12 protein-coding genes and 1 pseudogene are annotated in these 11,673 nt (G+C 57.8%); 10 read left to right on the top strand and 3 right to left on the bottom strand.

All coding sequences use genetic code 11. The features are described from left to right. Positions 1 to 335 (top strand): tetrahydromethanopterin S-methyltransferase subunit MtrG (mtrG, locus tag MKMG_RS08690; RefSeq protein WP_165077344.1); only part of this gene is annotated, 335 nt, incomplete at its 5' end. Between the two features lie 14 nt (positions 336 to 349). After that, positions 350 to 1,387: a tetrahydromethanopterin S-methyltransferase subunit H gene (mtrH, locus tag MKMG_RS08685; RefSeq protein WP_165077343.1), complete on the top strand. Its 1,038-nt coding sequence runs from the start codon at positions 350 to 352 to the stop codon at positions 1,385 to 1,387. Positions 1,388 to 1,586: 199 nt separating this feature from the next. Here mtrH and nadC read toward each other — a convergent pair whose 3' ends face one another. The 3 genes from nadC to nadX are packed head-to-tail and all read right to left on the bottom strand — an operon-like array spanning position 1,587 to position 4,117. After that, positions 1,587 to 2,441, bottom strand: a complete 855-nt coding sequence (gene nadC / locus MKMG_RS08680; RefSeq protein ID WP_165077341.1) for a carboxylating nicotinate-nucleotide diphosphorylase — start codon at positions 2,439 to 2,441, stop codon at positions 1,587 to 1,589. A gap of 7 nt (positions 2,442 to 2,448) precedes the next feature. After that, positions 2,449 to 3,354 carry a quinolinate synthase NadA gene (gene nadA, locus MKMG_RS08675; RefSeq protein WP_165077339.1) on the bottom strand — a complete coding sequence of 302 codons (906 nt, stop codon included), beginning with the start codon at positions 3,352 to 3,354 and terminating at the stop codon, positions 2,449 to 2,451. 4 nt (positions 3,355 to 3,358) lie between these two features. Continuing rightward, complete coding sequence (gene nadX / locus MKMG_RS08670) at positions 3,359 to 4,117, bottom strand: aspartate dehydrogenase (RefSeq protein WP_165077337.1); 759 nt, start codon at positions 4,115 to 4,117, stop codon at positions 3,359 to 3,361. A 322-nt stretch (positions 4,118 to 4,439) separates the two neighbouring features. Here nadX and MKMG_RS08665 point away from each other — a divergent pair, with 322 nt between their 5' ends. The 8 genes and pseudogenes from MKMG_RS08665 to MKMG_RS08635 all read left to right on the top strand — a co-directional run. Beyond that, complete coding sequence (locus MKMG_RS08665; RefSeq protein WP_165077336.1) at positions 4,440 to 5,243, top strand: 2-amino-3,7-dideoxy-D-threo-hept-6-ulosonate synthase; 804 nt, start codon at positions 4,440 to 4,442, stop codon at positions 5,241 to 5,243. Further along, a complete protein-coding gene (locus MKMG_RS08660; RefSeq protein WP_165077334.1) occupies positions 5,240 to 6,025 on the top strand; it encodes a 2-amino-3,7-dideoxy-D-threo-hept-6-ulosonate synthase in 786 nt (261 codons plus the stop codon). Before MKMG_RS08665 ends, MKMG_RS08660 begins: the two co-directional genes overlap by 4 nt. Next, positions 6,022 to 7,008, top strand: a complete 987-nt coding sequence (locus MKMG_RS08655) for a 3-dehydroquinate synthase II (protein ID WP_165077333.1) — start codon at positions 6,022 to 6,024, stop codon at positions 7,006 to 7,008. Before MKMG_RS08660 ends, MKMG_RS08655 begins: the two co-directional genes overlap by 4 nt. Continuing rightward, positions 6,998 to 7,837, top strand: a complete 840-nt coding sequence (locus MKMG_RS08650; RefSeq protein ID WP_254059149.1) for a prephenate dehydrogenase/arogenate dehydrogenase family protein — start codon at positions 6,998 to 7,000, stop codon at positions 7,835 to 7,837. Before MKMG_RS08655 ends, MKMG_RS08650 begins: the two co-directional genes overlap by 11 nt. Further along, positions 7,834 to 8,565, top strand: a pseudogene (locus tag MKMG_RS11400) (prephenate dehydratase); the annotation flags it as partial. The gene MKMG_RS08650 and the pseudogene MKMG_RS11400, both read left to right, overlap by 4 nt. Before the next feature lie 60 nt (positions 8,566 to 8,625). Then, complete coding sequence (aroA, locus tag MKMG_RS11395) at positions 8,626 to 9,891, top strand: 3-phosphoshikimate 1-carboxyvinyltransferase (protein WP_174235647.1); 1,266 nt, start codon at positions 8,626 to 8,628, stop codon at positions 9,889 to 9,891. After that, a complete protein-coding gene (gene aroE / locus MKMG_RS08640; RefSeq protein WP_216842895.1) occupies positions 9,888 to 11,270 on the top strand; it encodes a shikimate dehydrogenase in 1,383 nt (460 codons plus the stop codon). The genes aroA and aroE overlap by 4 nt, the downstream gene beginning before the upstream one ends. After that, positions 11,267 to 11,673: chorismate synthase (locus tag MKMG_RS08635; RefSeq protein ID WP_165077328.1), on the top strand; the 407-nt coding region annotated here is incomplete at its 3' end. The genes aroE and MKMG_RS08635, both read left to right, overlap by 4 nt.

The following is an 11,673-nucleotide window of genomic DNA, read 5'->3' as shown; positions in this document are numbered from 1 at the left end:
AAAGCGAAGACATGGGTGCGATCACCGCAAAAATCAACGAATGTGCAGGGAAAGACCCCGGTGCATTCGACGCAGACCCGATGGTAATCGAGGTCAGCGATGATGAAGGCGGTGCCGGCGGTGCAGTCTCTGCCACAGCAAACCCCCAGTTCCTTGAGATTGAGGCAAAACTCAATGCTATTGAGGTAAAACTGGAGTTTGCTGATGCAGAACTTGCTCAGCGCTATGGCCGTAAGGTCGGCCGTGACATAGGTATTCTCTATGGCCTTGTCGCTGGTCTGATTGTATTCATGATGTTATTGGTATTACTCCCCAAGTTAGGCGGATTTATCTGAGGAGGGATAAATAAATGTTCAAATTCGAGAAAGAACAGACGGTACACGATTTTAACGGTACCAAGATTGGCGGGCAGCCTGGAGAATATCCCCGGGTTCTCGGTGCATCCATCTTCTATAACAAACACGAGACTGTTATTGATGATGAGAAAGGCATAATTGACAAGGATCGCGCAGAGGCGCTCTGGAACAGGTGTCAGGAACTTTCAGACCAGACCGGTGTGAAGCACTTCATCCAGATCATCTCTGAATCAGGAGAGGCATTTGAGAACTACTTCTCATGGTTTGACTCCATTGACAGCAAGACGGCATTCCTGATGGACTCGTCTGAACCTAAGGCACTTGCTCACGCATGTAAGTATGTGACTGAGGTCGGACTGGCAGACCGTGCTATCTACAACTCCATCAATGGTTCAATCCTCCCTGAGAGCATTGAGGCACTCAAGAACAGTGACGTTAACGCAGCTATTGTGCTGGCATTCAACCCCGGCGACCCAACCGTAAAGGGCCGTGAGGCAGTACTCGCAGAGGGTGGCGTCGCTGGTCAGGAGAAGTCCATGCTTGCAATTGCAGAAGAGTGTGGCATTACCCGCCCTATCCTTGATACCGCAGCAACACCGCTCGGTCTCGGGTCAGGTGGTTCATTCCGTGAGATTCTTGCATGCAAAGCAATCCATGGTCTCCCAACCGGTGGTGCATACCACAACATGACCGTCTCCTGGACATGGCTCAAACGCTGGAGAGGAACCAAAAAGAATCCTTCAGTGCTTGCAAAGCAGTACGAGGGCAAGGAACTTCTCCTTGAGCAGATGGGACATCACCACTTTGGTGGTATGGACGGTATCAGGCAGGCCGCATGGTCAGCTCCTGATATTGGATGTAACATCATGGCAGCAACCCTTGGTGCAGACCTTATCATGTACGGACCTATCGAGAACTGTGAAGCAGCATCTACTGCAATCGCATTCACCGATATTGTCCTTGCAGAAGCAGCAAAAGAGCTGGGCGTCGATGTCGCAACAGAAGACCACCCGTTCTTCAAGCTGATCTAATCCCCATACTTTTTTTTGATATTTTATCGGTATCTGCCGTCCTGAGAGACAGCATGGCAACATCTCTGTAAAACAGATATCTAAGAGAACGGGTTACTTTCTTTGGGTGTTAGTGTCTCTCTTTGGAGTGTGCTGTTCTAAACCCGGTTTTTTCCCGCGTATTGAGTCAAAAAAATAGAATTCCAGTGGGACATACTCTTCAGAAAATTCTGACCGTGTTCACCGCACCCCTGATGTCAAGCGAAATGTCGATATTCTTCACTGTATGTGTGAGGCTGCCCATGCTTATTGTATCTATTCCCAGCACCGCATAGGACTCGATAGTCTCCGGCGTGATGTTGCCTGATACTTCGATTACGACCTGTTCCCTGACACCCTGTTCGGTGAGGAGGTCGAGTGTTCCCTGCACGTCCCGTGGGAGCATATTGTCGAGAAGAATAATGTCTGCCCCGGAACAGGCAGCAGTGAGTGCATCCTTTGCCGTCTCCACTTCCACCTCCACGTTGACATACCGGCTGTATGCCCGCGCCTTTCTGACTGCCTCTTCGAGGGGCACAAGTGCCAGGTGGTTATCCTTGATGAGGATCATGTCAGAGAGGCTCATGCGGTGCGGGTCAGCGCCGCCTGTTACCAGTGCCTGCTTGTCACAGAGGCGCAGTCCGGGTGCGGTCTTGCGGGTGCCTGCAATACGGACCTTCGGGTTTGCCGCTGCTGCTGCCTCTGCCACCCGGCGGGTTGCAGTCGCAATGCCGCTCATCCTGCTCATCAGGTTGAGCATGGTGCGCTCTACTATCAGGACTGTTGCTGCAGTGCCTTCGAGTTCTGCAATCACGGTACCCGGCTGAATCTCTGCACCTTCAGATACTCTCCGTGTGAAGGTGATGTTGCAGTGGGTGCAGAGCGCCTCTGCCTCGGCAAGGCCGGATATGATCGCATGCTCTTTCCCGGTGATGCGGGCCGTACACCTGCGGTCAGGGATCACTGCCCGCGATGTGACGTCACCGAACGGGATGTCTTCATTCAGGTAGCAGAGGAGGTCTTCCCGGAGTGTCATGGTCCTGTTATTCCCGTTTGAGTGCCATCATCCTTTCGATGGGTCCGCGTGCCCGGTCCATAAGGTCTGCAGGGAGTTCTACTGCATACTCTCCGGTGATGAGTGAGTGTTCCAGCATGTCGAGGGTTATCTTCTTCATATCCACGCAGACAGCATCCTCCCTGACCCGGAATTCCTTGTCCGGGAAGAGTTTTTCAAGCCGGTATGCAATGCCCTTTTCGGTGAGAATCATCCAGGAATCGGCATTCTTTGCCATCCTTACCATGCCGCCGGTCGACGCCACCACGTCCGCGCCTTTTCTTACTTCACGGGGACATTCCGGGTGGCAAATCGTTGTAAAACCATCCTCTGCCGCTGTGATGACATCATCGCAGGTGAATACTGCATGAACATAACAGTGTCCGCCTTTTGGCAGGGGAATGATCTGTTTCTCCGGCACCCGGGATGCGACATAGTCTGCGAGGTTTGAGTCCGGGCCGAAGAGAATTGTGGTCTCTTCGAGTGAGCGCACCACCTCAACCGCGTTTGCTGATGTGCAGACGATATCCGCCTCTGCCTTTGCCGCAGTGTCACTGTTCACGTAGAGAACAACCGCCGCACCCGGGTGGGCCTTGCGTGCCTCCCGCACCATGTCAGGCGTGAGATAGTCTGCAAGGGGGCATCCTGCATCCGGTGCAGGGAGGATAATGGTCTTCGTTGGATTGAGCACCTTTGCAGTCTCTGCCATGAACCGGACCCCGCAGAGGATGATGGTGTCCTCTGTGACACTACGGGCCTTCACGGCAAGTTCAAGGCTGTCCCCGATGATGTCTGCTGCGTCCTGGATCTCCGGAGGCTCGTAGTTATGGGCAAGAATGATCGCGTTTTTTTCCTTTTTGAGTTGATCAATTCGTTTTAACTGGTTGGTGTTCATGGTTTTAGGTCCCTATCTGGATGGGGTTGTCGAGATTACGTAACAATGTCAGGATGGAGAGGGCGGCAAGATAACTGGTTGCCGGGTTTTCAGGGCTGGGGCGGTTGCTTACCCTGATGGTAATATCCCCGAATTCACCTTCAACAATCAGTTCATGGGTATTGCGGTCAGTGCCGGGGTCTGCCCAGAGTTCAACCTCTACCTCATGGCCTGAGGCCAGTTCAATTGCAACGGCGACATTGATATTCTTCGGGTAGCGGCGGATACAGTCACGTGCGGTTCCTTTGAAGAGGAGCATTGGTTTGTCTGCCTCAATGCCCAGTGAGCGGGGATTTTTGGTGGTTCGCAGCATCACTTTGCTGACCTCTGCAATCTGGCAGACCTTCAGGTTGTCAAGGCCGGTGATGGCACCGCTCGGGATGTATATCCGTTTGCCGTTCTTTTCCGCACACGCCTTCAGGTGGTCCCTGAATGGTTCATCTGTGAGGGCCCCCACGCTGAGGATCACCATGTCCTTTCCCGCGAGAAGGATTGCTTCTGCGTGGGTCTGCACCGCAGAAACGGATGCAGCCTCCACAACAATATCCAGATCCTGTGCAAGGAACTCATCAAATGACTCGTATGCCTGTGCCCCGCACATCTCCTCTACGGCCTGTGCCCTGGCATAGGCCGTGTCATAGAGGGCAACAATGATAAATCCCTCCTGTTTGCGTGCAATGATCTCGCCGACATTACCGCACCCCAGTAATCCAATCCTGCGCATTTGTGATTAAAAAATAGGTTTTAATTGTTTTTATCTTCTTTGCCGGGACGTTGGTGTAACTGATATAGTTTTTCAGTATCCTCCCGTCATCGCAAATATTTATATCTGAGATATTCCTAATACTCAGACCAATGTGTGGTGAACGCGTATTGCCCGTGATGGCTTCCAGCCCTAGCACAGGCTTTCCACGCTACACATATCGTTATTATCAGTTTTTTTGGCCCTACTGTGAAGTGAGCGCAATCTTTAACCGGTTTGCGTTTACTCTCTGAAGGTAGGTGCATTTTATTCTGTTCGGCAGCTGCTGCCGGGAGATACTACCATGAGAGGAAAACAAATCCGACTGGAAAGAATAATGAACCGTGACACGGGCGCAACAGTGATCGTTCCCATGGACCACGGGGTGTCGAGCGGACCGATTGCAGGTGTCATCGACCTGGATGAGAGTGTGAACCTGGTGGCACAGGGCGGGGCTAATGCGGTCATCGGTCATATCGGGCTTGCCATGCACGGCCACCGGAAAGGCGGGCCTGACATCGGTCTGATTCTCCATCTCTCGGCAAGCACTGACATGGGGCCTGACCCGAATAACAAGGTGCTGGTAAATACGGTCACCAATGCCCTGAAGATGGGGGCGGACGGTGTCTCGGTGCACTGCAATATCGGTGCCGACTCTGAGGCACGGATGCTCGAAGACCTCGGCCGTATCGCAGTCGAGTGTATGGAGTGGGGTATGCCGCTTCTCGCGATGATGTACCCGCGTGGCCCGAATGTGCTCAATGAGAATGGGGTAGGCGAGGTTAAACATGCGGCACGGGTGGCCTCAGAACTGGGTGCTGATATCGTGAAGACTCCATACACCGGCGATCCTGACTCGTTCCGTGAGGTCACCGCTGGATGCCATGTCCCGGTGGTGGTCGCAGGCGGCGCACGGGGAGATGACCTCGCGACCCTGCAGATGATCGAAGGGGCGATGGCAGGCGGCGCTGCGGGTATATCCATCGGCAGGAATGCCTTCCAGCACCCGCACCCGGACTTATTTGTCCGTGCAATGGTGCAGGTGGTTCACGAACACCGCAGTGCAGAGGAGGCAGCAGAGACCCTCAGAACAGGTGGCCGCGTATGATCGGAAAGGCCATTCGCCTGGAACGGATCATGAATCGGAATACCGGTCGGTCGGTCATCATACCGATGGACCATGGCTTCTCAGTCGGGCAGATTTACGGGCTTCATGACATGCCGAAGGTCATATCCGCGGTGAGTGAGGGCGGTGCGAACGCGATTGTCCTCCATAAGGGCATGGTGCGCCACGGCCACCGGAAGGCGGGGCCTGACATCGGCCTCATCGTTCATCTCTCGGCGAGTACGTCACTCAACCCGGACCCGAATGACAAGGTCTCGGTCTGTTCGGTGGAAGAGGCCATCGCCCTCGGTGCCGACTGTGTCTCCATTCACATCAACCTGGGGGCCCCGAACGAGTCAAAGATGATCGAGGAGGCAGGCGTCATCTCCCGGCAGTGCACCCGCTGGGGCATGCCGCTTCTCGTCATGATCTACCCCCGTGGTGAGGGTGTCAATTCCACAGACCCGGCGGCAATCGGCCTCTGTGTGCGTGTGGCAGAAGAACTGGGCGCTGATATCATCAAGACCAGTTACACCGGTGACCCGGAGAGCTTTGCAGCCATTACCCGTGCCTGTGCGGTACCGGTCTTAGTTGCAGGCGGTGAGAAAGGCGGCGACCTTGAGACGCTTATGATGATCCAAGAGGCCGTGGGTGCCGGTGCGGCGGGCGTTGCGATGGGAAGAAATGCTTTCCAGCGTGACGACCCGGTCCGGTTCATCCGCGCCATCACCCGCGTGGTTCACCAGGATGTATCCCCGGAAGATGCGCTGGGGAGCGGTGCATGAAGACGTTCTGGGTGGATGTCCGCTCCTGTGGCAAGGAGTGTGCGACGACCGCAATAGAGCAGGGGGCAGATGCCCTGGTGGCCACAGAGGCGGCCCCGCTGCAGGCACTCGGGAGGGTGACAGTCATCGCACCGGACGGCGACCTGATCCCGGGCACCGATGTGCATGAAGTCTGTATCGACGGGAAGGAAGACGAGGCAGAGGCACTGCGCCTGGCAGAGTCAGCACCGGTGATCGTGACAACCACTGACTGGTCGGTAATCCCGCTGGAGAATCTCGTATCACAGTCCGACCGTATCATTGCCCTGGTGCACACCGCAGCAGAGGCAGAGACAGCCCTGACCGTACTCGAACGCGGCACGGCAGGCATCTGCCTCGTGACAGACGACCCGGCAGAAATAATCACGACTGCCGCCCGTGTCCGTGCCAGCACCCCGCATTATGACCTTGTGCCCTTCACGGTGACTGCCATATCACCGGGCATCATGGGCGACCGGGTCTGTGTCGATACCTGTTCCCTGATGCAGGAAGGGGAGGGGATGCTCATCGGCAATACCTCATCTGCCTTCCTGCTGGTGCAGGCCGAGACACTGGAGAACCCGTATGTTGCACCCCGGCCGTTCCGGGTGAACGCGGGGGCGGTGCATGCCTACGTGCTGATGGCTGACGGGAAGACCAAATATCTCTCTGAGGTGGTGGCAGGCGACCGCGTGCTGGTGGCCCGTGAGGATGGTTCCACTTCTATGGCGATGGTCGGCAGGGTGAAGACCGAACGACGGCCCATGGTCCTTGTCGAAGTGGAGCAGGCCGGGATGAAATCATCTCTTGTGCTCCAGAATGCAGAGACCGTCCGTCTTGTGGGTGCCGAAGGCATGGCCATATCGGTTGTCGCCCTGAAACCGGGTGACACTGTCCTTGGGCACCGGCAGCAGGGGGGCCGTCATTTTGGGGTGGCAGTTCTGGAGACGATTCGTGAAACCTGACGCCAATACGGTGGGCATCATCGGTGGCCGGGGGGAGATGGGGCGGTTCTTCCGGGATGTCTTTGAGAGAGAAGGTTACCGGGTGATCGTCTCCGGGCGCACGACAACGCTCAGTTCCCGCGACCTTGCACAGCAGGCACGCATTGTGGTGGTCTCGGTCCCCATCCGGGATACCGTGGCTGTCATCAATGATATTGCACCCTTTCTCTCCGGCGGCCAGATTCTCTGCGACCTCACCTCAATAAAGCAGGGGGCGATGGAGGCGATGCTTGCCACCCCCGCACAGGTAATAGGCCTGCACCCGATGTTCGGGCCGGGGGTCTCGTCACTGGAGGGTCAGACGGTGGTTGCGGTGCCCGCTCGGTGCATGCCTGCCGCAGGGGATGAATTAATGGGTATGCTCTCCCGGCAGGGGGCACGGGTGACGGTTGCAACGGCAGCAGAGCACGACCGGATGATGGCAGTTATTCAGGGTCTGATGCATTTCTCTACGCTTGTTGTCGCAGAGACAATGCGTGAAATTGGTGCCGCACCGGATGTGCTGCTCCGCTACCAGAGCCCGATATACCAGATCGAGACCGGGATTATAGGACGCATCCTCGGACAGGATGCGGGACTCTACGGGCCTATTCTCCAGGACAATCCCGAGGTGCGTGAGGTGGTAACAGCGTTCTCTGCTGCCGCAGCACGCCTGCAGGAGATTGTCTGCACCCATGATACTGACGGGTTTGCCACATTTTTCGAGGAGAATGCTGCATTCTTTGCACCGGTCATCCCTGCGTCCATGAAGACAACAAACCGGCTCATACAGGGTCTGGTGGAGAAATGACTCTCTGTTGTCTGGGGCCGGAAGGCACGTTCAGCCATGAGATGGCATCTGCCCTCACGGATGACGATTGTCTGCTCTTTCCGACCGTAACCGATGTCTTTTTGGCGGTAACGGAAGGGAAGTGCGACGGTATCGTGCCGGTGGAGAACAGTGACGCCGGTGCGGTCGGCCCGGTGATGGACTGTCTCTCCCGTGCCACCGTGGTGATCACCGGGGAGGCATATCTCGCGGTTGCCCACCACTTTGCCGCGGTTGTGCCTGCAGGAGAAATAACCGCCCTCTATGCCCATCCCCAGGCGCATGACCAGTGTCTGAAATTCATTGACATGCTTGGTGTGCCGGTTATCCATACCGAGAGCAACAGTGCAAGTGCCGCACAGGCCGCCTCCCATCCTGGTACTGGTGCTATCACCACAGAGACTGCCGCCCGTATGGCCGGGCTGCCCCTCCGGCAGCGCAGTGTCCAGAACACGGCAGACAATACCACGCGGTTTCTGCGCATATCGGCAGACCGCCCCAAAACCCGGCCCGCGACCGGCAAGTGTTCTCTTATAATCGACCCCCATGCAGACCGGCCGGGTCTGCTGTATGAACTGCTGGGGGTGTTTGACCACCACCACCTGAACCTCACCCGCATCGAGTCACGGCCGTCCAAACGGGGTATGGGGAACTACATATTCTTCATTGATGTGGAGATTGGCCCCGGTCTCACAAAGGCACTGGAGGCAGTCGGGAGACTGGCGTCTGTCAAAGATCTCGGCTGGTACGGACAAACTGGGGGGCAGGAAATGAGCCTGCGCCTGCCGAAAGTCTCCGGTATTGAGGGCCGTATCGCAGCACCGCCCTCAAAGAGCTACACCCACCGGGCGCTCATCGCGGCCGCGTGTGCAGACGGCAGGTCGGTTGTCCGCGATCCGTTGCACTCAGAGGATACGGGGGTGACCGTCACTGCCCTCCGGCAGCTCGGCGCAGATATAACCGGCACCGGTGACCTCGTGGTGGAGGGCACAGGGGGGAAATTTACTGCATCACCGGGATGCACCATCGACTGCCACAGTTCCGGGACGTCCATGCGGATGCTCCTCTCCCTCTCTCTTCTTGCAGATGTGCCGGTCTGCCTGACCGGAAGTCCAAGAATGCAGAAGCGGCCGGTGGCACCCCTGGTGGATGCGCTGAACACCGCCGGCGGGAAGATTCACTACCTGAAGGAATCCGGCTTTCCGCCGGTATGTGTGGACGGGAAATTCCGGGGCGGGCATATGGATATTGATGCCTCCGCAAGCAGCCAGTTCCTCTCGTCTGCACTGATGGCGGCTCCGTGCGCTGCAGAGGAGACGGTGATCACCACTCCCTGTGAGCCGGCGTCGCGGGAATATCTGGATATCACGGCTGATGTGATGGCCACCTTCGGGGCGCCGGTGACAAGGGACGGCTACCGCCGCTTCTCTGTATCTCCCGGCGGGTATACCCCGGCAGCGTATACGGTGGAGGGGGACTACTCCTCTGCCTCCTACTTCTTTGCCATGGCCGCTGTCTGCACCGGGACAGTCGAGGTGACGCGCCTGAATCCCAAGTCCTGCCAGGGTGACCGGGTGTTCCTCAGTCTGCTTGCAGAGATGGGCTGCCGGGTCACAGAAGGCACACATGCTGTCACGGTCACTGCAGACGGCAGGCTCAAAGGCATTACTGCCGCCATGGGAAACACGCCTGACGTTGTGTTGACTCTTGCAGCAGTGGCGCCCTTTGCAGACGGGCCGACCACGATCACCGGCATCCGTAACCTGCGGGTCAAGGAGAGTGACCGGCTCTCTGCAGTGGTCCGGATTGCAGCCCTCGGCGGGGCGGTGGCAGAGGTCTCAGACGATACTATCACCATTACCCCCGGCAGGCTTTCGGGCGGCGGCACCATCGACCCGGAGGACGACCACCGGACCGTGATGAGTGCGGCGGTGGTCGCCCTGGGGCGGGGTGATGTGGGCATCCTGCACCCGGGATGCGTGCAGAAATCCTATCCCGGATTCTGGGACGCACTCAGGGAAGGGGGAATTCTGTGAGAATTGTTCTCATCGGGCCCCGGGGCAGCGGGAAGACAACCATTGGAGCCCTTCTCGCAGAGGCTCTGGGCTACCGGTTCTTCGACACCGATGTGATGGTGGAGAAGGCAGAAGGCATGTCAATCCCTGCCATCTTTGCTGAACGTGGTGAACCTGCATTCCGGGCCGCAGAAACCGCAGCCATCCGTGCACTGCCGCCGGAGAAGGCGGTGGTGGCAACGGGCGGCGGTGCTATCCTGCTGAGTGGCAATGTGCAGGCACTCCGCACCGGCAGCCTCGCAGTATTTCTCGATGCAGCTGCAGCTGTCCTTGCGGCGCGGACAGCAGGCAGCACCCGCCCGCCGTTAACGGGTCTGTCCCATGCACAAGAGATGGCCGCCGTCCGGAAGGTTCGGCTGCCTCTTTACCGGGGAGCAGCCGACCTCTGCATTGATACCGGCATGCTCTCTCCTGCCGATGCCATTGTCCGCATACAGGCATTGTTAGGGGGGCGCGGGTCAGCTGCGGTATGCAGGGAATTTGTTGCATTTCTGCAGCAGACCCGGATGGAGAGGAGCGAATGGGAGGTGACCAGAGAGCGCCTCTGCGGAGCGGGAGGCATGCCTTTGCACGGTATCTTTGCCGTCATCGGAAACCCCTGCCTGCACAGCAGGAGTCCCGAACTCTTCACCGCCCTCTTTGCAGCATGTGGAATGGACGGTGTCTATACCCGTATCGAGTGGCCTGACCTCGGTGCCATTATGGCCATGGTCCGGTCAGCCGGGGTGAAGGGGCTTTCGGTGACCATTCCGTTCAAGTCGGATGTGATGCAATACTGTGATGAAATAACAGCAGACGCACAGGCGATCGGTGCGGTGAATACGGTGATACGGTGCGGTGACCGTTTTGTCGGCGCAAATACCGACTGGACGGGTATCCGCCAGCCGCTGGCAGGCACCCCGCCCGGTCATGCGGTGGTCTTCGGGGCCGGGGGCGCTGCCCGTGCGGCGGTGTATGCCCTGCAGGACCTCGGGATGGAGGTCACTGTTTTGAACCGGACGCCGGACCGGGCCCGTCACATGGCCCGCCACTTTGGGTGTGAATACGGCACGCCTGCAGCATATGATCCGGAAAAGACGGATGTGATTGTGAACGCAACCCCGGTGGGCATGGAAGGGCGTGGCGGCAGCCTCCTTGAGAGAGGCGATCTCCGGGCGCACCAGACAGTCTTTGACCTCGTCTATACCCCGCCGGAGACAGAGCTGCTCCGGAATGCACGGGCTGCAGGCTGCCGGTGTATCCGGGGTACAGAGATGTTTGTATATCAGGCACAGGAACAGATGCGGCTCTTTACCGGTATTGCCGCAGACGCTGCACTGATTCGGGAGATACTGGGATGAATACCTTTGGACGATATTTCCGCTGTACGATGTTTGGCGAGAGCCACGGGCCGGCGCTGGGTGTGGTCGTTGACGGCTGCCCCCCGCAGATACCCTTTGGCACAGCACACCTGAAACCCCTCATGGACCGGCGGCGGCCGGGCAAAAGTCCCCTCTCCTCGCCCCGCAAGGAGCCGGATGAGGTGGAAGTCCTCTCGGGGATTTTTGAAGGGGAGACGACCGGTATGCCGGTGGCGATGATCACACGGAACCGGGACGCACAGAGCAGTGCGTATGACACCCTCCGTGACACGGCCCGGCCGGGCCATGCCGACCTTGCCTATCACCAGAAGTACGGGTGCCGGGATCACCGGGGCGGCGGCAGAAGTTCGGGCCGTGAGACCGTCTCACGGGTCATGGCAGG

It is taken from the genome of Methanogenium sp. MK-MG (assembly GCF_009914725.1).
In the GTDB taxonomy this organism is placed as follows: Archaea; Halobacteriota; Methanomicrobia; order Methanomicrobiales; family Methanomicrobiaceae; genus Methanogenium.
Note: the sequence above shows the minus strand (reverse complement) of the source record. Positions and strands in the feature narration are given on the sequence as shown.

What these genes read in the sequence shown, in the direction of transcription:
- mtrH (WP_165077343.1), top strand. Translation starts at nt 350, where the DNA reads ATGTTCAAATTCGAGAAAGAACAGACGGTACACGATTTTAACGGTACC.
- nadC (WP_165077341.1), bottom strand. Translation starts at nt 2,441, where the DNA reads ATGACACTCCGGGAAGACCTCCTCTGCTACCTGAATGAAGACATCCCG.
- nadA (WP_165077339.1), bottom strand. Translation starts at nt 3,354, where the DNA reads ATGAACACCAACCAGTTAAAACGAATTGATCAACTCAAAAAGGAAAAA.
- nadX (WP_165077337.1), bottom strand. Translation starts at nt 4,117, where the DNA reads ATGCGCAGGATTGGATTACTGGGGTGCGGTAATGTCGGCGAGATCATT.
- MKMG_RS08665 (WP_165077336.1), top strand. Translation starts at nt 4,440, where the DNA reads ATGAGAGGAAAACAAATCCGACTGGAAAGAATAATGAACCGTGACACG.
- MKMG_RS08660 (WP_165077334.1), top strand. Translation starts at nt 5,240, where the DNA reads ATGATCGGAAAGGCCATTCGCCTGGAACGGATCATGAATCGGAATACC.
- MKMG_RS08655 (WP_165077333.1), top strand. Translation starts at nt 6,022, where the DNA reads ATGAAGACGTTCTGGGTGGATGTCCGCTCCTGTGGCAAGGAGTGTGCG.
- aroA (WP_174235647.1), top strand. Translation starts at nt 8,626, where the DNA reads ATGAGCCTGCGCCTGCCGAAAGTCTCCGGTATTGAGGGCCGTATCGCA.